The sequence below is a fragment of the Microbacterium sp. AK031 genome, from assembly GCF_024807145.1.
Classification (GTDB): domain Bacteria; phylum Actinomycetota; class Actinomycetes; order Actinomycetales; family Microbacteriaceae; genus Microbacterium.
This window is the reverse complement of the sequence record NZ_JANUCA010000007.1, coordinates 25,030-43,735: the sequence shown is the minus strand read 5'-3', so window position 1 is coordinate 43,735 and position 18,706 is coordinate 25,030. Positions and strand designations below refer to the sequence as shown.

Genomic DNA, 18,706 nt, shown 5'->3' with positions numbered 1-18,706 from the left:
GCACCGAAAGACAGAAGGAGCAACACCCCCTCATGACCGATGCGCCTCTCACCGAGACCCGCGACGACACGACGGAAGACGACAAGGCGGCGGCGTGGTGGCGTCAGGCCGCCGTGTACCAGATCTATCCGCGCAGCTTCGCCGACGCGAACGGAGACGGGCTCGGTGACATCCCCGGCATCGTCTCCCGGGCCGACTATCTCGCGGCACTGGGCATCGACGCGGTCTGGCTGAGTCCGTTCTATCCGTCTGCGCTCGCCGACGGCGGCTACGACGTCGCCGACTACCGCGACGTCGACCCGCGGCTCGGCACCCTGGACGATTTCGACGCGATGGTCGCAGCGCTGCACGAACGCGGCATCCGCGTCGTCGTGGACATCGTTCCGAACCACACCTCGGATCTGCACGAGTGGTTCCAGGAGGCGCTCGCCGCGGGACGCGGCTCGGAGGCGCGCGAGCGGTACATCTTCCGCGAGGGGGCAGGGCCGGACGGGTCCGAGCCACCCACCGATTGGGGAGCGGCGTTCGGCGGTTCCGCGTGGGAGCGCGTCGAGGACGGGCAGTGGTACCTCCACAGCTTCGCCATCGAGCAGCCCGACCTGAACTGGGATCATCCTGAGGTGCGCGCCGACTTCCTGAAGACGTTGCGCTTCTGGTCCGCCCGCGGTGTAGACGGCTTCCGCATCGACGTCGCGCACATGCTCACCAAGGACCTCACCGAACCGCTGCCCTCTCGTGCCGACCTTGAGCTGATCGACCACTCCTCTGGCAGTCACCCGCTGATCGACCGCGACGAGGTGCACGACATCTACGCCGAGTGGCGCCGTGTCTTCAACGAGTACGACCCGCCGCGCACGGCCGTCGCCGAGGCGTGGGTCGCGACGCCCGAGCGTCGCGCGAAGTACGCCTCGGCGGAGGGCCTCGGCCAGGCGTTCAACTTCGACCTTCTGGTCGCAGACTTCGAGGCCGCCCAGTTCCGCAGCATCATCGCCGACAACCTCGAGCAGGCCAGGGTGACGGGATCTTCGAGCACGTGGGTGCTCTCCAATCACGACGTCACCCGGCACGCCACCCGCTATGGGCTTGCACCGCTTGCCGGACGTCCGGTCAAACAGGGCGTCGAGTGGATCGCGGCAGGGGGGCCGGAGGACCAGTTGGATCGAGGCCGCGGCGCTCGCCGGGCGAACGCGGCGACGCTGCTCCTACTGGGGCTCCCGGGCAGCACCTACCTCTACCAGGGCGAGGAGCTGGGGCTTCACGAGGTCGCGGCGATAACGGCCGAGCAACGTCAGGATCCGGCGTTCTTCCGAGGTGGCGCGTTCGACGGTCTCGGGCGTGACGGATGCCGCGTGCCGCTGCCGTGGACGGCATCCGGCTCTTCGTTCGGATTCGGCTCCGACGGTTCGCATCTGCCGCAGCCGGCGTGGTTCGCCGAGTACGCCGTCGACGTCGAGGCGGACGATCCGTCATCGACGCTGTCCCTCTACCGCGAGGCCCTCCGCCTGCGGCATCTGCTGCAGACAGGGGAGGCGCTCGCCTGGATCGACACCGGACGCGCTGACGTACTGCGTTTCTCGAGGCCGAACGGCTGGCAGATCGTGACGAACTTCGGCGACGAACCGTTCGATCTGGGAATGGATGCCGCGTCCGTCGTGCTCTCGAACCTCGCCCTCGACGGGCAGTTCCTGTCGGGCGAAGCCACCGCGTGGATCGCGCCGAACCATCTGCTCGGCTGAGCATCGTCCGCGAAGGAGCGTTCCCTCGGGCGGGCGTTCGCCTCGGGAAACGGGGACGGTTTGTCTGTGTCGCGGCGTGTCGAGCGATGACGCGCCGCGACGCGCCGAGCGTCGTCTCCGCTTTCCCGCTGTGGCAGTCCGCCGCACCTCCACAAACCACGCGGTGAGAATGGTTATCATTAGCGTGTAGAATCGACGGCATGAAGAAGCCCGTCCTCGCTCTCGCTGTCGCATCTGTGTCCGCACTCGTCCTGACCGGATGCTCCGCCACCGCCGCATCCGAGAGCGGTGGCAAGGATGTGATCCAGATCGTCGCCAGCACCAACGTCTACGGCGCGATCGCCGAGCAGATCGGCGGCGATCGCGTCGAGGTGACGTCGATCATCACGTCCGCTTCGCAGGACCCGCACTCGTATGAGGCATCCGCCCGCGACCGCCTCACGGTGCAGGATGCCGAGCTCGTCATCGAGAACGGCGGCGGGTACGACTCGTTCATCGACACCCTGATCGGCGACTCCGACGTGCACGTGCTTACCGCGGCCGAGTTCTCGCACGACTACCCCGGCAACGAGGGTCACAAGGATGCTGATTCTCACGAGCACGCTGAAGACGAGCACGCTGAAGAGGAAGCTCACGACCACGCCGCGGAAGAGGGTCACGACCACGCCGAAGAAGAAGGCCACGGCCACGCCGAAGAAGAAGGCCCCGAGGGTCACGACCACATCGAGGGCTTCAACGAGCACATCTGGTTCGACCCGCACACGATGATCCACGTCGTCGAGGGCATCGCGGCGGAGTTCAGTGAGATCGACCCCGAGGGCGAAGCCGACTTCACGGCCGCGGCAGCCGAGATCGTCAGCGACCTCGAGGGCTTCGAAGCCGAGCTCGAGACGCTCGGCACCGAGGCCGGCGGCGCATCCGTCTTCCTCACCGAGCCCCTCCCCGGTTACATCGCCGCGGCCGCAGGTCTCACCGATGTGACGCCGGAGGGATTCGCTGAGGCTGTCGAAGAGGGCACCGACGTCGCACCTGCGACGCTGCTGGCCGCTCTCGACGTCATCGACAGCGGCCAGGTGAAGGCGCTGCTCACGAACGCACAGACCGGTGGTTCCGAGACCCAGCGTGTCGAAGCAGCGGCGGAGGCCGCTGGCGTCCCCGTCGTGGCGTTCACGGAGCTGCTCGAGGAAGGATCGTCGTACTCTGAGTGGATGCGCGATGCGATCCAGGACCTCGCCGCCGCACTCCAGCAGTGAGTGCGGGGGAATCCGGCGCGACCCTTCGACAGGTTCAGGGGCCGGACGGGTCAGCGTCCGTGCTCGAGATCAGTGGTGCGGCGCTTCATCGCGGACACCGTGAGCTCTGGTCCGGACTCGATCTCACGGTCGAGCCCGGTGAGTTCATCGCCGTGCTCGGGCCGTCGGGCTCCGGCAAGACCACGCTCATGCGGGCGATCCTCGGCCTCCAGCCGCTGAGCGCCGGCAGCATCCGCGTCGCAGGTCACCCCGTGCGCCGCGGTAATCCTCGCATCGGCTACATCCCCCAGCAGCGCCCCCTTCCTCCCGACACGAGCATGCGCGCACGCGACGTGGTCGCGCTCGGCGTCAACGGCACTCGATTCGGGCTGCCCATCCCGCGCCGTGGGGATCGCGCGCGGGTGGATGCGCTGCTCGAAGGTGTCGGCGCCTCGCATTTCGCCGACCGCCGCGTCGGTCTGCTCTCCGGCGGGGAGCAGCAGCGGCTGCGGGTCGGCCAGGCCCTCGCTGACGCACCGACCCTCCTGCTCTGCGACGAACCGCTGTCGAATCTCGACCTCGCCAATCAGCTCGGCATCACCGACATCATCGACCGACAGCGTCGAGACCGCGATGCCGCCGTGCTGTTCGTGACGCACGACATCAACCCGATCCTCGGCAGAGTCGACCGCATCCTCTACATCGCCGGCGGACGCTTCGTGCTCGGCACCCCCGACGAGGTGCTGCAGAGTCGTGTGCTCACCGATCTGTACGGCACCCCGGTCTTCGTGCTCCGTGCCGGTGACCGCCTCGTCGTCGTCGGAGTGCCGGACGCCGAGCCGCATCACGACCACGACGCAGGAGAAGTCGCATGATGGTGCCCTTCATCGACTGGGGAGACGTCTTCTCATTCCAGGACTACGGCGCGCTCGTCGCCCTTCTCGCGAACTCGATCATCGCCGGAGCCGTGCTCGGCATCGTCGGCGGCCTGATCGGCGTCTTCGTCATGCAGCGCGACCTCGCCTTCGCCGTGCACGGTGTGAGCGAGCTGTCGTTCGCCGGTGCCGCTGCGGCCCTGCTGTTCGGCGGCAGCGTCGTGGCCGGATCCCTCGGCGGAGCCGTGGTCGCTGCGATCCTGATCGGCATCCTCGGTTCCAAGGCGCGCGATCGTAATTCCATCGTGGGTGTGCTGATGCCGTTCGGCCTCGGCCTCGGCATCCTGTTCCTGTCCCTCTATGACGGGCGAAGCGCGAACCGCTTCAGCCTGCTGACGGGCCAGATCGTCTCAGTGTCCAGCCCCGACCTCGGCTGGTTGATCGGCATCAGCGCCTTCGTGCTGATCGGGCTGCTGGTGATGTGGAACCCGCTGCGGTTCGACTCGCTCGACAACGTCGCAGCCTCCGCCCGCGGCATCCCGACCAGGGCGCTCAGCCTGGCGTTCATGGTTCTGCTCGGGCTCATCGTCGCCGTCAGCGTGCACATCATCGGCGCGCTGCTGGTCATGGCGCTGCTGGTGACGCCGGCCGCCGCAGCCATGCGCGTGGCCGCCGGTCCGCTGACGGTGCCCCTGCTCGCGGCCCTGTTCGGCTTCGTCTCGGCGGTCGGCGGCATCCTGCTCGCGCTTGCCGGCACCCTGCCGGTCAGCCCGTACATCACGACGATCTCGTTCCTCATCTATGCGGGATGCTGGCTGGTGCAGCGCTCGCGCGCACGAGTGAAGCGCCGCTCTCAGCCCTTGATAAGCGCCGCGGCCTAGACTCTCGGTATGGCTCAGCGCAATACCTGGCAGCGTGAGCGAGTGCGCGAAGCGCTTGCGGATGCGCGCGGTTTCGTGAGCGCGCAGACCCTGCACGCCACGCTCCGTGAGGAGAACACCGGCATCGGCCTCGCCACCGTCTACCGCACACTGTCCGGCTTGGCGACCGCAGGCGACGCCGATTCGCTGCAGAGCCCCGAGGGTGAAGCCCTCTATCGCGCGTGCTCGACCGAGGGCCACCATCACCATCTGATCTGCCGATCCTGCGGGCTGACCGTCGAGATCGAGGCGAAGGATGTCGAGTCCTGGGCGCAGCGCACCGCTGCGCTGCACGGCTTCAGCGAGGCAGAGCACGTCGTCGACATCTTCGGACTGTGCACACCGTGCGCGAGCAGGCGCGCAGCGGCTGAGGGATCCGCGTCCGCGTGAGCATCATCAGCCCACCGCGCGCGTCGACGGCCGCAGGATCCGGTCGCACACCGCGCGCACCACGCTCGCCGTGGATCGGCGTCGTCATCGGCGTCGTCATCATCGCGGCACTGTTCCTGATCGACAGATTCGCACCGTCACTGTTCCAGGCGTCGCTGCCCAGCCGCGCGCAGGACGGTCTCACGCTCGCACTGAGCGTGCTCATCGAGGCGCTGCCGTTCGTCGTGCTCGGCGTCGTGCTGTCGATCGTGGTGCAGGTGTGGCTGCCGCCGGATCTCATCCAGCGTTGGCTGCCGACGCGGGGATGGGCACGTCGTGCCGTGCTGTCGCTGCTCGGGATGCTGATCCCGGTGTGCGAGTGCGGCAACGTGCCCTTCGCCCGCGGTCTGATGATGCGCGGATTGGCGCCGGCGGAGGCGATGACCTTCCTGATCGCCGCGCCCATCGTGAATCCGATCGTCATCATCACCACGCATGCCGCGTTCGGGTGGGACGGCGGCATCCTGGTCGCCCGACTCGTCGGCGGCTACCTGATCGCGAACCTGATCGGCTGGATCTACAGCAAGCACCCCTCGCCTGACGCCCTGCTCACCCAGCAGTTCACCGCCACGTGCGAGCGCGTGCAGCACGAGCACGGCACGCCGACGCGTCGCAGCCTCACGCAGTTCCTGATCGAGCTGCGCGCGGTCATGCCCGCACTCGTGATCGGCTCTGCGCTCGCCGGCGCCGTGCAGGTGCTCGTTCCGCGCGACATGCTCCTCGCGATCGGATCGAACCCCGTGCTCTCCATCGTCGCGATGATGGCGCTGGCGATGACGGTGGCGATCTGCTCGAACGTCGACGCATTCTTCGCGCTGTCATTCGCGTCGACGTTCTCATCGGGCGCTCTGATCGCGTTCCTGCTGGTCGGGCCGCTGGTCGACATCAAGATGCTCGCGCTGCTGCGCACGACCTTCACGACCCGCACTCTCGCAGGAGTCGTCGCCGTCGTCGTGATGAGCGCCTTCGCGATCGGGATCGGGGTGAACGTACTTGGCTGAGCAGTCCCGCCCCCGCTGGCGTGCCCTCGCGACGCGCTGGCTCGGCCTCGGTCTAGCCGTGGCGGTCTCGATCGTGACGCTCAGCCTGGGCGTCGCCGGTCAGCTCACGCTCTACATCAGCCCTGAGTCGATCTGGTTCGCGTGTGCAGGGGCCGTGGTCGTGCTCGCCGGCGCGATCTGGTCATGCACGCTTCCGCTGGGCGCAGAAGCGGATCATGGCCATGATCATGGGCATGCCGATGCGGATGCGGATGCCCCGACATCCCCTCAGCGCACGCTCAAGGTCGCCGGCGTCGTCTCTGCCGGAGTCATCGCGAGCGGCGTTGTCATCGCCGGTCTCGTGCTGCCGCCCGCGTCGTTGTCCGTCGAGCTCGCGATGTCGCGAGCGGATGCGGCCGGCACCCTCTTCGCAGGCTCCGACACCCCGACTCTCGGCGTCGCCGACACCACGACCTTCGGGGTCGGGGAGTGGTCGAGCGTCTTCGCCACGGCCACCCGCCCGGAGGCGTACGACGGATCCACCGTCACGCTGACCGGCTTCGTCACGCCGGGTGAAGATGCGGATGCCGTGAACCTCACCCGCATGATCATCACCCACTGCGTGATCGACGCTCAGCCGGCTGCGGTTCCGGTGAGTGTCGACGCCAGCGAGAACGGCGAGGGGCAGTACAGCACAGGGCAGTGGATCGAAGTCACCGGCACGGTCACCGCCGACGGCGACGGGTCACTTCGCGTCGTCCCGACCTCGGTGGTCGCGATCGACGAGCCCGGGGATCCCTATGAGTACTGAGGATCGGCCCGAAGTTCCTCAGACCCGTGCGGAGGCACGCGCCGCCCGCGAGGCCGCGGAGCGGGAGGCTGCGGAGGCAGCTGTTCCCTCCGTCCCTGTTGCGCCGGAGGGGGAGTGGCTTCGACTCCCCGCGATCGTTCAGCCCGTTTCGTCATCGACGGCTTCGCAGGCTCCGCTCAACGACGCGCATCAGAAAGCCCAGCAGCAAGAGTCCCCGCAAGCCGAGCCCCCGCAGGCCGAGCCCTCGCGGGCCGACCCTCGTGGGTCGCAGGACGACCCGCAGCCGAAAGGAAGCCCCGATCGCCGCTTCCTCTACACGATCCTCGCGGTGGTCGCCGTGCTCGTGGTCGTGGTCGGCGCGCTCGGCGCGGTCAGCCTCTTCCAGGGGCCCCGTGTCAGCCAGGTGCAGGTCGACACGGCAGAGGCCATCGACGTCTCGGGAAGCCGCGTCATCCTCACCGCCAATCAGTCGCTGCAGGAGATCGACGAGTCGCAGGTCACAGTCGATCCCGCAGTGCCGTTCACGGTGGATGCAGCGGGCCGCAGCATCGGCATCCGCTTCACCGTCCCCCTCGATGACGCGACCGAGTACACGGTCAGAGTCGACGGCGTCACCGGCGTCGGAGGGGGACCGGCATCCGACCTCTCGACCGCGTTCACGACGCCGGCCGCCAAGATCTTCCTGCTCAACCGCTCCGACGAGGACGACTCGATCTTCCGCACCGATCTCGGAGGCGAGAACGCGGTGCCGGTGTTCACGCATCCGCGCATCAACGACTATCGCTCGACATCGACCCGGCTCGTCGTCGCGGTCGAAGACGAGGACGGATCGCGGATCCTCGTGATGGACCACGACGGCGAGAACGTCCGCGAACTGACCCTGCCCGGTGACGGGTACGTCAGTTCAGTGCAGGTCTCCGAGCGCGGCGGGCTCGTCGGCTACACCTACTCCGACCGAGAGCTCACCGAGGACACCGGGCGCGCGAGCGTGCTCGTGACCCAGTCGCTCAGCGGCGACGATGAGCCGCACATCATCGAGGTCGGCGATGCCGAGGCGAGCGTCGCCGAGTGGCAGTTCGTGCCGGATTCGGCCGCGGTGCTGTTCATCGACTTCGCGAGCACGCTCTCGCTCGATGACCGATCCGGTGACGAGGGCGCGCAGAACATGGGCATCGCCATGAGACTGCTCGGCATCTCACGGGGCACCTACACGGCCATCGTGCAGCGTGCCGACGGCGCGACCGTGGAGCTGAACCTCGCCGACGGCTCGGAGACTCCGCTCGCGGCATCCGAACCAGACTTCGGCCCGGCGACGACGATCGCCCCGTATCCGGGCGGCACGCTGCGACACGTCGTCTCGCGGGATGAGAACGGCCTCCCGACGGGGCAGGCGATCATCAGGGTCGATGACGACGGCGAGGCGACCTCGCTGTTCGACGTCGACTCCGGAAACGCGATCCTGCAGGCGTGCCCGTCGCCGAGCGGACAGTATGTCGCGGTGACAGTGGCGCCGAACCTGGTGGAGAACCGCTACGACGACATGCTCGTGCCGCTTCCGCGCACGCTGCAGACGCATCTGATCGACCTGCGCTCAGGCGAGGAGATGGTCGTGCTCACCGGCTTCGACGCATCGTGGTGCCAGATGGCGCCGCGGTTCTGAGCCATGACGCTCCGCCGCGCGACCCGCATCGACCTTGAGGCCCTGCCGCTCGAGGTCGCGCCGCGACTGCTCGGTGGTGAGCTGCGCACCGTCGTGGGCGGGCACGAGGTGCGGCTGCGGATCACGGAGGTCGAGGCGTATCACGGCCGCGGCACCGGCGAGCTGGCAGACCCCGGATCCCACGCGCGCATGGGCAGGACCGCGCGCAACGCCACGATGTGGGGCGAGCCGGGGCATCTCTACGTGTATCTGAGCCACGGCATCCATTCCTGCGTCAACGTCGTGTGCGCGCCCGATGGAATCGCAGGTGGAGTGCTGCTGCGCGCCGGGTCCGTCGTGGAGGGTACGGATGCCGCGATCCAGCGATCCGGCAGGACCGGACGCGACCTCGCCCGCGGTCCTGGTCGATTCGGGCAGGTGTCCGGCCTTCGGCATCCGCTCCATGACGGAATCGACGCCATCACGGGAGCAATGCTGCACGACGCCAGCGCCGAACTGTGGTTGGCGCGCCCCGTCGATCGCGTCGCGACAGGGCCGCGCGTCGGGGTCGCGGGTGTCGCCGGGACGCATGCGTTCCCCTGGAGGTTCTGGATCGAGGGTGACTCCACGGTGTCGGCGTTCAGATGGGGACGCGGCGCCGCACCGACTGGTTAGGGTGAGCCTCATGTGGAATGACAGCGAAGCCGTACCGACTTTCAGGCGCGCCGGCGAATCGACCGTCGCATCACGCACCTCCATCCCCGAACACGAATCCCTGCCGAGTACCGCGCGGCAGATCATCCGTGATGAGATCTCGCTCGACGGCAACGCGCGACTCAACCTCGCGACCTTCGTCACGACCTGGATGGAGGACGAGTCACGCGAGCTGTACGCCGACGCCTTCGACGAGAACATCGTGGACAAGGACGAGTATCCGGAGACCGCGGCCATCGAGGCACGGTGCAGACGGATGCTGGCGGAGCTGTGGAACGCGCCGGATGCCGACACGGCGATCGGCACATCGACCACAGGATCGTCGGAGGCGAGCATGCTCGCCGGACTCGCCCTCAAGCGTCGATGGCAGCACGCCAGACGCGCTCAGCGAGGGCCATCTCACCCTCGACGGTCATGACCTCGACTCGTACGTCGACGAGAACACGATCGGCGTGGTCGCCATCATGGGCGTCACCTACACCGGCGTGTACGAGCCGGTCGCGCAGATCGCCGCGGCGCTCGATGACATCCAGCACAAGACCGGGCTCGACATCCCGATCCACGTCGACGGTGCGTCCGGCGCGATGATCGCACCGTTCCTGCAGCCCGACCTGCTCTGGGTCTTCCGCGTCGAACGGGTGCAGTCGATCAACACTGGTGCCTGCCTATCCCATGCCGGACGGCTTCGCCGATGTCACCGTGCAGCGCATCGTGGTGCGAAACGGATTGAGCCGCGATCTTGCGGCGGAGCTGCTCGCCGATATCGACCGCGAGGTCGCTCACCTGGACGCGCTGCAGAGCCCGATGCCGCAGCGCGATGACGGCAGCGCATTTCATCACTGAGCCCGTGCTAGACTCTCTCCTTGTCTGCGCACACTCCTGTGCGTAGTTCGTGTGCTGTCTCCCTCTTCCGATCGCCGAGCTTGTCGAAGCGTCGAAGAGGTGCGGCGCGCAGACAAGGGATCTTGGGTGAGGCCGTCCGGTCTCACGGTAATGAAGGAGTAATCACATGGCAGCAGTGTGCCAGGTGACAGGAGCTGTTCCCGGCTTCGGTCACAACATCTCGCACTCGCACCGCCGGACGAAGCGTCGCTTCGACCCGAACGTGCAGAAGAAGACCTATTTCGTGCCGTCGCTCGGCCGTAAGATCACGTTGAACGTGTCCGCCAAGGGCATCAAGGTGATCGACGTCCGCGGCATCGAGAACGTCGTCAAGGACCTCAAGGCGAAGGGTGTGAAGCTCTAATGGCTAAGAAGTCCCAGGACATCCGTCCGATCATCAAGCTGCGTTCGACGGCAGGCACCGGGTTCACGTACGTGACCAAGAAGAACCGTCGCAACACCCCCGACCGTCTCGTGCTGAAGAAGTACGACCCGGTCGTCCGCAAGCACGTCGATTTCCGCGAGGAGCGCTAAACATGGCGAAGAAGAGCAAGATCGCTCGCAACGAGCAGCGCAAGGTCGTCGTCGAGCGCTACGCTGCCCGTCGTGCCGAGCTGAAGAAGACCCTGGTCGACCCGACCGCGACCGACGAGGCCCGCGAGGCTGCTCGTCTCGGCCTGCAGAAGCTGCCGCGCAACGCATCGCCGGTGCGCGTGCGTTCGCGTGACGCCATCGACGGCCGCCCCCGTGGCATGCTGACGAAGTTCGGCATCTCGCGTGTGCGCTTCCGCGACATGGCACACCGTGGCGAACTGCCCGGCATCACCAAGTCGAGCTGGTAGGCAACGCTTTCAAGGGGCGAGGATCTTCGGATCCTCGCCCCTTCTGCGTATCCCGGGTGGGTCGACTCTGCGTGGAAGATGCGGGGAAGACAAGCGAAATCTGTGACTGGAGTGACGAAAGTGGTGCGACACGCCTATGAAAACCCCAAAACCCGCGAAATGACGCGGAAATGTGGGCAGTGGTTGATACATTCGAGGCGGTCACTCGACCAGCGGGCGGCATCCGCCTCCCGAACCATAACGATGCGACACTTTGTCGCTGGAGGATGACATGGCTGACAAGTCCATCACCAAGACCGAGCTCGTCGCGAGCATCGCAAGCGCCACTGGCCAGAGCCAGGCCACCGTCTCCGGTGTCCTCGACGCACTCTTCGGCACCGTCTCCGACGCTGTCGCCAAGGGCAGCAAGGTCTCGATCCCGGGCTGGATCTCGTTCGAGCAGGTCGACACCGCAGCTCGCACGGGCCGCAACCCGCAGACCGGCGCCGAGATCAAGATCCCGGCCGGCAAGCGCGTCAAGGTGACCGCTGGTTCCAAGCTCAAGGCAGCCGTCAAGTAAGACCGCTCCTCTCGAAGGCCGCCCCCGCATGATGGGGGCGGCCTTCGCGCTTTGATGGGGGCGGCCTTCGCGCTATGGTGGCGGCGGGCTGTGCGGGGCGGCTGCGCGGAGTGATGCTGAGAGGACCGTGCTTTCGCTACGCCGTGCGCGCTTAGGCTGGAAGGGTGACTTCTCCCGGCCTGCGCACCGCACGTGCGTCGGCGTACCGTGCGGCCGGTCTCGTGATCCTCGCCGTGGCTGCTGTCGTCGCCCTCGTGGTCGCCCTGCAGTTCGGCGGGGGAGCGGCACCGCTGCTGATCGGCGATGCGGGGCCCTTCGTGCGCTGGGGACTGCCGGCTGCGCGAATGGTGAACAACATCAGCGCAGCCGTCATGATCGGCTCGATGGTGCTGGCGCTGTTCGCCCTTCGGGCGGGAGAGAAGCCGTTCGAGACGGCGCTGGACACGGCATCCATCGGCGCAGCCGTGTTCACCGTGTCCTCCGCCGCGACCGCGTTCCTGACCTTCCTTGGCGCCTTCAACGTGCAGCTCAGTCTCGAGCAGCAGTTCGGCGAGCAGCTCGGACGCTTCCTGCTCACGCTGCCTCTCGGCCAGGCCTGGCTGATCACGACCATCATGGGCGCACTGGTCACGATCCTCGCCTTCGCTTGGCGCAGCTGGACGCCCACTCTCATCACTGCGGGCATCGCCGCGGCATCCCTGCTCCCGATGGCGAACCAGGGCCACTCCGGCGAGCTCGCCGGTCACGTCATAGCCGTCAATTCGATCCTGCTGCACACGGTCGGCGCCGCCGTCTGGCTGGGTGGTCTCATCCTGCTGGTCGTCCTGCGCGGGCATGACATCGACCAGACGGCCCTCGTTCGTCGCTACTCGAGCCTCGCGATCGCCGCGTTCTTCGTCGTCGCCGTGTCCGGCATCATGCGCTCGACCGTCGGCCTCGGCGGCTGGGACGGACTCTGGACCCCTTACGGCCTCATCATCATCGCCAAGGCCGTGCTGCTCGGCGGCATGGGCCTGCTCGGCGCCTGGTACCGCGCGCGCCTTATCCCACGGCTGGGTGGCGAGAACGCTTCGCGCTGGTTCTGGATGCTGGTGCTCTGCGAAGTCGCCCTGATGGGGCTGGCGTCGGGAGCCGCCGCGGCGCTGGCGCGCACGCCTCCGCCGACCGGAGAGACCGCCGCGATCCTGAAGACGCCGGCCGAGCTGCTCACCGACTCCCCGCTGCCGCCCGAGTTCACGCTCGACATGTGGTTCACGGGCTGGGACATCGACATCCTCTGGGCGATGGGGGCAGCCCTCGGACTGTTCTTCTACCTCGCGGGCGTCTGGCGCATGCACAGCCGCGGCGACCGCTGGCCGATCCACCGCACGGCGTTCTGGGTGCTCGGGCTGATCATGCTCGTCTGGGTGACCTGCGGCCCGATCAACCTGTACCAGGATTATCTCTTCAGCGTCCACATGCTCGGGCACATGATGCTCACGATGGCGATCCCCCTGCTGCTGGTCTCCGGAGCCCCGATCACCCTAGCGCTGCGCGCGATCCACAAGCGCGATGACGGCACCCGCGGCGGGCGGGAGTGGATCATGTGGGCGGTGCATTCCCCGTTCTCCCGTGTCGTCACCCACCCGTTCGTCGCGGCCGGCATCTTCATCGGATCGCTATGGGCCTTCTACTTCACCGACCTCGTGCGATGGTCGATGTACGAGCATCTCGGGCACGAGTGGATGGTCATCCACTTCCTGATCTCCGGCTACCTGTTCGTCATGAGCCTGGTCGGCATCGACCCGGTGCCGTACCGGCTGCCATATCCGGGTCGGCTGATCACCCTGATCGCGGTCATGGCGATGCACGCGTTCTTCGGAATCGCGATCATGATGCAGGAGGGGCTCATGGTCGCCGAGTGGTTCGGCTCGATGGGGCGCACCTGGGGTCCGACGCCGATGGAGGACCAGTACCTCGGCGGCGGCATCGCCTGGTCGATCGGCGAGATTCCCACTCTGATCGTCGCGATCACCGTGGCGATCCAGTGGAGCCGCGATGACACCAAGGTGCAGCGACGAGGCGACCGCCACGCCGACCGCACCGGCGACGCGGAGCTCGAGGAGTACAACGCCCAGCTCGCCGCCCTCGCCGAGCGAGACGCCCGTCAGGCGGCGCGAGAGGGCTGAGGGCTCACGCTCCCGCGGATCCGACGCGGATGGACGCCGAGCCGTCCGGGAGGATCGCGATCGTGCCGTTCACCCTGAAGGGGACATCCTCTGACACGTGTTCGATCGAGCCGTCGAAGAGCGAGCGGATGTCGACCTCGATGTGCGCGACGGCCTCGGTCGCGGGGATCATCCAGTGCGCACCGTCCGGTTCGACTGTGACCTTCGGCTGCTGGGCGATCGACCAGATCGGCAGATTCTCGATGCGGTTCTGCACCTCGAGCCCGAACGGGCAGGCCGTCGGCTGCAGCACCTGCTGGGTCGTGCACTCCGTGAGGAACTCCTCGACGCGTGTCTGCACGACCTCGAGGAACTCCTCGGTCGGCGCCGTCTGAATGTCGACAGGGGTTTGGATGAGCGGGGAGTCGGCGAGGATGCTGACCCCGGGGGACGTGGAGATCGCCGTGTCGACGGTCACCGAGTACAGACCGGGCGTGAACACCAGCATCGACACAGGGTCGGTCGGGGAGGCCTCCACCCCGGCGGAGGACACCTGGCGTCGATCGATCTCGAAGCCGTTGACCGCGAACTGGTCGGCGCCGAGCACATTGAGTGAGATCGCGGCCAGAGGTGTGCGGGCGAATCGCCAGTCGGGGGTCACGCCGACCCAGCCGTCCTGCTTCACCTCGAAGGTGCTCGTGCCGGGATGAGAACCTGCGACATAGGACACGGTCACCGAGGTGACCCCGTCGACGGTCACCTCCTTGACGACGTCGATCTCGCTGAGGGGGGCGAGTGCCGCCTGGCGCAGCAGCGCCTCGGACGCCGTCGACTCGATCGCTGCATCCGCGAGGGTCGCGCGGTCGATGGCTACGCCCGGAACCCGCAGCGCATCGGCGGCGCGACCGGAGGCCAGCAGATCGAGGTATCGCGTCACGAAGGCGCCGGGACCGTAGTACTCCTTGTACAGCGCAGTACCTCCGGCACCGATCGCGCCGAGGAGCAGGACGCCGACGACGGCGAGCGTCGTGAGATCGACCCAGAGGCGTCGACGCCGCGGCGACGTCGGCTGAGGGCGATCCATGGCGTCAGTCTAGGAGAGCGGCCTGAGACAGTGCCGAGCGCCGTGGACCGTGATGCCGAGCGGGGACGTACCATGAGAGTCGTGTCTCTTCCCGCCCTGTCCACCGAGCAGCAGGAGCTGTTCCGCCTCATCGAGGACACCAGGGAGCATGTCTTCATCACGGGCCGCGCCGGCACGGGCAAATCGACGTTGCTGCAGTACTTCGCGTGGAACACCGAGAAGCAGATCGCGATCTGCGCGCCGACCGGGGTCGCGGCGCTCAACGTCGAGGGGCAGACGATCCACTCGCTGTTCCGCCTTCCGATCGGCCTCATCGCCGAGAGCGAGATCGAGCAGAACGACGCCACCCGCCGCATCCTCAACGCGATAGACACGCTCGTGATCGATGAGGTCTCGATGGTGAACGCCGACCTGATGGACGGCATGGATCGGGCCCTGCGTCAGGCCAGGGGGCGACGCGCTGAGCCGTTCGGCGGCGTGCAGGTGGTGATGTTCGGCGACCCGTATCAGTTGGCGCCGGTGCCTCCTCGCGGCGATGAGCTTCGCTATGTGCAGGATCACTACCGGTCGTTCTGGTTCTTCGACGCGAAGGTGTGGGCGGGCGCGACGATGGGCGAGTCGGATGGACTCATCGATCTCGGCAGGCACGGGGCCGAATTGCACGTGCGCGAGCTGGTGCAGATCCATCGGCAGGCGGATGACGGCTTCAAGGCGATGCTGAACGCGGTGCGTTACGGGCGGGTGACGGCGGAGATCGCCGGCATCCTGAACGCACAGGGCGCGCGCACGCCTCCCGAACCCGAGCCCGGCGAGGTGCCGATGATCACGCTCGCGACGCGCAACGACATCGTCAACAACATCAACCGCCGCCATCTCGCGGCTCTGCCGGGCAAGGAGCAGACCGCACGGGCGGAGATAAACGGCGACTTCGGGCGCGGGGATGCGTCATATCCCGCAGACTCAGAGCTCAAGCTCAAGATCGGCGCCCAGGTGATGTTCCTGCGCAACGACGTCTCGATGACGGGCGAGCCTCCACGCTGGGTCAACGGCACGATCGGCACGGTGAAGCGCATCCTCGGCGGTTCGGTGCGAGTGGAGATCGACGGTGAAGATGTGGACGTCGAGCCTGCGGTGTGGGAGAGGTTCCGGTACTCCTACGATCAGAACACCAAGACGCTCAGCCGCGATGTGATCGCGGAGTTCCTGCAGTTCCCGCTGCGGCTGGCGTGGGCCGTCACGATCCACAAGTCGCAGGGCAAGACCTACGACCGGGCGATCGTCGACCTCGGCGGAGGGGCGTTCGCGCCGGGGCAGACCTATGTGGCGCTCTCGCGCTTGACTTCGCTGGACGGTCTCTATCTCTCCCGGCCGCTGCGTCCCAGCGACATCAGGGTCGATGAGGACGTGCGCCGCTTCATGCGCGAAGCGTGGGAGAGGGCGTCGACGCCCGAGGTGAAGGCCTAGGCGGCAGCCCGCATCCGATCGAGGTCGAGGAACAGGTCGGTGTTGAACTGGTATGCCAGCAGAACCTCGTCGATCACGCGCTCGCGCTCCGCGTCGTCCCAGGGCGCGGCATCCAGCTGTTCGCGGTAGACGTCCTTGAATGCGTTGGGGTCGGCGATGTCGTCGAACAGGTAGAAGCCGACACCGTTGGTCTCGAAGCCGAACCGGCGCTGCATGACGCGTCCGATGAAGATGCCGCCGGAGAGGTCGCCGAGGTAGCGGGTGTAGTGGTGTGCGACGAAACCGCCCACCCACGTCGATCCGACTTCGTTGATGCGGTCGACGTAGCGCTGCGTCGTCGGCAGCGGGGTGATGGTGCTTCGCCAGTCAGGCCCGATGAGGAACTCGAGATCCGCCTCGAGGGCGGGAAGGCGGGTCAGCTTATCGCTGATGAACACCGCAGCCACCGGCTCCTTGCGCATGCGCTCGCCGACGCCTTCGAGGGCTTCGTAGATGAAGTAGTGCTGTGCGACGAGGGCGATGTAGTCCTCACGCGACCCCTCGCCCTTGAGCAGGTCGGACATGAACCCGGCGTGCTCGCTGCGTGAGTGGGAGCCGGCGGAGCGCTCGCGCAGAGCAGCGGAGAAGGAGAGGATTTCAGCCATGCCCTCAGTGTAAGGGCATCCTAACTTAAGGAGAAGTGCGGATGTCTCAGGCGTGCGGCCGCGGCTCGATGCCCAGCCTCTCGCACGCGGCGTCGTACAGCGCCACGACCTCGCGGCGCACTGCCGGTCGCTCGGAGATCTCGCCGCCCGGCCACGGAACGCGCAGCTCCTCCGGAAGGCCGGCGCGTGTGATCTGCCAGACGCCGCCATCGCCGTCGAGATCGGTCATCGCGGCGTGCGTGATCTCAAGATCGGATGCTGTGGCGAAGGCGCGCGCGATGAGCAGGTTGTCGTCGGCGTGGTCGTCGTTCATGTGGTGGAGGATGGCGGCGACGACGTCGGATTCGAAGGAGTGGGGCACGTGATCACTGTACGTCTCCCGCGAGCGGCGGTCGCGGATGATGTCTTTCGGGATGTGCGCTTTAGACTCGGGAACACAAATCATCCGGGAGCCACCCTCATGCATCATCTCTCGTCGCGCCGCTGGCGTGCCGCCGCCGCAGGCGCCGCTGCGCTCGCGCTCGTCCTCACCGGCTGCGCCGCAGAGGATTCCTTCTCCTACACGCCACCAGAGCAGGTCGATGCCGCCCTGCCGGATGAGACCACAGCGCAGCTGCAGGCGGCTGTCGAGAACGCGATGGTCACGACCGGCGCGACGGGCGCGATCGTCGGGGTGTGGGTGCCATGGAGCGGTACCTGGGTCACCGGCCTCGGCACGCAGTCGGTCGAAGATCAGTCCGAGATCACGACAGACATGACCTTCCGCATCGCTGACGTCACACGGATGATGACCTGCGATGTCCTGTACGGCCTCGTGGATGACGACGTGGTCGAACTCGACGCCTCAGTTCCAGAGTACGTCTCCGGCGTCGCGCACCTCGAGGACATCACGCTGCTCGACCTCTGCAACGGCACCAGTGGTATCGGTTCATCAGAGGCGACAGTGAAGGGCATGTGGTTCAACACGCCGGAACGGGTGTGGCCGGCGTTGGAGCTGGCGTCGTTCGGGCTCGGCCAGGATCCGGTGACTCCGCACACGACGTATCGTGACTCGGATGCCGGCTACCTGCTGCTCGGGCTGGCGCTGGAGCGGGCTGCAGGCAAGAGCGCCTCCGAACTCATAGCCGAATACGTGACCACTCCGCTGGAGCTCGCTGACACATCGCTCCCCGGCCCCAAGGCGGCCGCTCCCGGTGACATCGCGCTGAGCGGCACCTATCTACCCACCATCGAGGGCGGGGTCGACTGCGCTGCGCGCTCTGAGATCACGGTAATGTCCGCGAGCACGGGATTCACCGATTCCGGCGTCGTCTCGACGATCGATGACCTGGGCCGGTACGTTCAGGCGATAGCGCGCCAGGGTCTGCGCGACGAGGGGGCAAAGCCCGGCCGCTTCTCGACTCCGCTCCCCGCGTACGGAGGTGCGCCTTCCTGGTATCAGGCCACCGGCGGTGCCTTCCTGGTCGGGCCGCTCGTCGGCCAGCACGGATGGACGCCCGGCTATGCGACCGCTGCCTACTCCGACCCGACGACCGGATTCACGGTGGCGGTCGTGCTGAACAACTCCACTGCGGGCAGCTCACCGGCCGCATATCTCGCCTGGGAGCTCGCTGCGATCGCTTCAAAGGTGCCGCCAGCCGCCGGGGAGACGGCGCCGGAGTTCGGCCTGCCCTTCACAGCCGAGCAGTATCACCAGGCCATCACCGACAACGCCATCTGCGCCACGCCGCCGGCAGCCGAGTAGTCAC

The 18,706-nt window shown here is 67.2% G+C and carries 19 protein-coding genes and 1 pseudogene; 17 read left to right on the top strand and 3 right to left on the bottom strand.

The features are described from left to right. Positions 1-32 precede the first annotated feature (32 nt). The 15 genes and pseudogenes from HDC95_RS13105 (at position 33) to HDC95_RS13035 (ending at position 13,787) form a co-directional block, all read left to right on the top strand. Positions 33-1,736 carry a glycoside hydrolase family 13 protein gene (locus HDC95_RS13105; protein ID WP_259064012.1) on the top strand — a complete coding sequence of 568 codons (1,704 nt, stop codon included), beginning with the start codon at positions 33-35 and terminating at the stop codon, positions 1,734-1,736. Positions 1,737-1,936: 200 nt separating this feature from the next. Further along, positions 1,937-2,989 (top strand): metal ABC transporter solute-binding protein, Zn/Mn family, encoded by a 1,053-nt coding sequence (locus tag HDC95_RS13100; protein WP_259064011.1) that lies wholly within the window; start codon positions 1,937-1,939, stop codon positions 2,987-2,989. Positions 2,990-3,048: 59 nt separating this feature from the next. Continuing rightward, positions 3,049-3,843 carry a metal ABC transporter ATP-binding protein gene (locus tag HDC95_RS13095; protein ID WP_259064010.1) on the top strand — a complete coding sequence of 265 codons (795 nt, stop codon included), beginning with the start codon at positions 3,049-3,051 and terminating at the stop codon, positions 3,841-3,843. Next, positions 3,843-4,724 (top strand): metal ABC transporter permease, encoded by an 882-nt coding sequence (locus tag HDC95_RS13090; RefSeq protein WP_396652711.1) that lies wholly within the window; start codon positions 3,843-3,845, stop codon positions 4,722-4,724. The genes HDC95_RS13095 and HDC95_RS13090 overlap by 1 nt, the downstream gene beginning before the upstream one ends. A gap of 9 nt (positions 4,725-4,733) precedes the next feature. Next, the gene (locus tag HDC95_RS13085) at positions 4,734-5,153 is read left to right on the top strand and encodes a Fur family transcriptional regulator (RefSeq protein WP_259064008.1); all 420 of its coding nucleotides are present in this window, start codon (positions 4,734-4,736) and stop codon (positions 5,151-5,153) included. Further along, positions 5,150-6,193, top strand: a complete 1,044-nt coding sequence (locus HDC95_RS13080; protein WP_396652707.1) for a permease — start codon at positions 5,150-5,152, stop codon at positions 6,191-6,193. The genes HDC95_RS13085 and HDC95_RS13080 overlap by 4 nt, the downstream gene beginning before the upstream one ends. Continuing rightward, a complete protein-coding gene (locus HDC95_RS13075) occupies positions 6,186-6,983 on the top strand; it encodes a TIGR03943 family putative permease subunit (protein ID WP_259064007.1) in 798 nt (265 codons plus the stop codon). The genes HDC95_RS13080 and HDC95_RS13075 overlap by 8 nt, the downstream gene beginning before the upstream one ends. Beyond that, a complete protein-coding gene (locus HDC95_RS13070; RefSeq protein WP_259064006.1) occupies positions 6,973-8,643 on the top strand; it encodes a hypothetical protein in 1,671 nt (556 codons plus the stop codon). The genes HDC95_RS13075 and HDC95_RS13070 overlap by 11 nt, the downstream gene beginning before the upstream one ends. 3 nt (positions 8,644-8,646) lie before the next feature. Beyond that, positions 8,647-9,297 (top strand): DNA-3-methyladenine glycosylase, encoded by a 651-nt coding sequence (locus HDC95_RS13065; RefSeq protein ID WP_259064005.1) that lies wholly within the window; start codon positions 8,647-8,649, stop codon positions 9,295-9,297. Positions 9,298-9,307: 10 nt separating this feature from the next. Next, positions 9,308-10,179 (top strand): annotated as a pseudogene (locus HDC95_RS13060) (pyridoxal-dependent decarboxylase). 166 nt (positions 10,180-10,345) lie between these two features. After that, positions 10,346-10,582, top strand: a complete 237-nt coding sequence (gene rpmB / locus HDC95_RS13055) for a 50S ribosomal protein L28 (protein ID WP_206475596.1) — start codon at positions 10,346-10,348, stop codon at positions 10,580-10,582. Next, on the top strand, positions 10,582-10,752 hold the full coding sequence (gene rpmG, locus HDC95_RS13050) for a 50S ribosomal protein L33 (RefSeq protein WP_036280872.1): 171 nt from the start codon (positions 10,582-10,584) through the stop codon (positions 10,750-10,752). Before rpmB ends, rpmG begins: the two co-directional genes overlap by 1 nt. Positions 10,753-10,754: 2 nt before the next feature. Beyond that, positions 10,755-11,060: a 30S ribosomal protein S14 gene (gene rpsN, locus HDC95_RS13045; RefSeq protein ID WP_259064002.1), complete on the top strand. Its 306-nt coding sequence runs from the start codon at positions 10,755-10,757 to the stop codon at positions 11,058-11,060. Between the two features lie 271 nt (positions 11,061-11,331). After that, positions 11,332-11,619, top strand: coding sequence for an HU family DNA-binding protein (locus tag HDC95_RS13040; RefSeq protein WP_033105720.1), 288 nt, complete (start codon positions 11,332-11,334; stop codon positions 11,617-11,619). 164 nt (positions 11,620-11,783) lie between these two features. Further along, positions 11,784-13,787, top strand: a complete 2,004-nt coding sequence (locus HDC95_RS13035; RefSeq protein WP_259064001.1) for a bifunctional copper resistance protein CopD/cytochrome c oxidase assembly protein — start codon at positions 11,784-11,786, stop codon at positions 13,785-13,787. 4 nt (positions 13,788-13,791) lie between these two features. Here HDC95_RS13035 and HDC95_RS13030 read toward each other — a convergent pair whose 3' ends face one another. Next, positions 13,792-14,850: a hypothetical protein gene (locus HDC95_RS13030; RefSeq protein ID WP_259064000.1), complete on the bottom strand. Its 1,059-nt coding sequence runs from the start codon at positions 14,848-14,850 to the stop codon at positions 13,792-13,794. Between the two features lie 72 nt (positions 14,851-14,922). On the opposite strand from HDC95_RS13030, the gene HDC95_RS13025 reads away from it, so the two are divergent. After that, positions 14,923-16,314: an ATP-dependent RecD-like DNA helicase gene (locus tag HDC95_RS13025; protein WP_396652706.1), complete on the top strand. Its 1,392-nt coding sequence runs from the start codon at positions 14,923-14,925 to the stop codon at positions 16,312-16,314. Here the strand turns inward: HDC95_RS13025 and HDC95_RS13020 are convergent. Then, positions 16,311-16,958, bottom strand: coding sequence for a heme oxygenase (biliverdin-producing) (locus HDC95_RS13020; protein ID WP_259063998.1), 648 nt, complete (start codon positions 16,956-16,958; stop codon positions 16,311-16,313). The genes HDC95_RS13025 and HDC95_RS13020 overlap by 4 nt on opposite strands. 46 nt (positions 16,959-17,004) lie before the next feature. Continuing rightward, complete coding sequence (locus HDC95_RS13015) at positions 17,005-17,319, bottom strand: DUF2470 domain-containing protein (protein WP_259063997.1); 315 nt, start codon at positions 17,317-17,319, stop codon at positions 17,005-17,007. A gap of 99 nt (positions 17,320-17,418) precedes the next feature. Between HDC95_RS13015 and HDC95_RS13010 the strand changes: the two genes are divergently transcribed. Next, on the top strand, positions 17,419-18,702 hold the full coding sequence (locus tag HDC95_RS13010) for a serine hydrolase (protein WP_259063996.1): 1,284 nt from the start codon (positions 17,419-17,421) through the stop codon (positions 18,700-18,702). The last annotated feature ends 4 nt before the right edge of the window (positions 18,703-18,706 follow it).

Excerpts from the sequence above, each read along its gene's own strand:
- HDC95_RS13040 (WP_033105720.1), top strand. The coding sequence starts at position 11,332 with ATGGCTGACAAGTCCATCACCAAGACCGAGCTCGTCGCGAGCATCGCA.
- HDC95_RS13025 (WP_396652706.1), top strand. The coding sequence starts at position 14,923 with ATGAGAGTCGTGTCTCTTCCCGCCCTGTCCACCGAGCAGCAGGAGCTG.
- rpmB (WP_206475596.1), top strand. The coding sequence starts at position 10,346 with ATGGCAGCAGTGTGCCAGGTGACAGGAGCTGTTCCCGGCTTCGGTCAC.
- HDC95_RS13090 (WP_396652711.1), top strand. The coding sequence starts at position 3,843 with ATGGTGCCCTTCATCGACTGGGGAGACGTCTTCTCATTCCAGGACTAC.
- HDC95_RS13020 (WP_259063998.1), bottom strand. The coding sequence starts at position 16,958 with ATGGCTGAAATCCTCTCCTTCTCCGCTGCTCTGCGCGAGCGCTCCGCC.
- rpmG (WP_036280872.1), top strand. The coding sequence starts at position 10,582 with ATGGCTAAGAAGTCCCAGGACATCCGTCCGATCATCAAGCTGCGTTCG.
- HDC95_RS13070 (WP_259064006.1), top strand. The coding sequence starts at position 6,973 with ATGAGTACTGAGGATCGGCCCGAAGTTCCTCAGACCCGTGCGGAGGCA.
- rpsN (WP_259064002.1), top strand. The coding sequence starts at position 10,755 with ATGGCGAAGAAGAGCAAGATCGCTCGCAACGAGCAGCGCAAGGTCGTC.
- HDC95_RS13065 (WP_259064005.1), top strand. The coding sequence starts at position 8,647 with ATGACGCTCCGCCGCGCGACCCGCATCGACCTTGAGGCCCTGCCGCTC.
- HDC95_RS13010 (WP_259063996.1), top strand. The coding sequence starts at position 17,419 with ATGCATCATCTCTCGTCGCGCCGCTGGCGTGCCGCCGCCGCAGGCGCC.
- HDC95_RS13105 (WP_259064012.1), top strand. The coding sequence starts at position 33 with ATGACCGATGCGCCTCTCACCGAGACCCGCGACGACACGACGGAAGAC.
- HDC95_RS13085 (WP_259064008.1), top strand. The coding sequence starts at position 4,734 with ATGGCTCAGCGCAATACCTGGCAGCGTGAGCGAGTGCGCGAAGCGCTT.
- HDC95_RS13030 (WP_259064000.1), bottom strand. The coding sequence starts at position 14,850 with ATGGATCGCCCTCAGCCGACGTCGCCGCGGCGTCGACGCCTCTGGGTC.
- HDC95_RS13100 (WP_259064011.1), top strand. The coding sequence starts at position 1,937 with ATGAAGAAGCCCGTCCTCGCTCTCGCTGTCGCATCTGTGTCCGCACTC.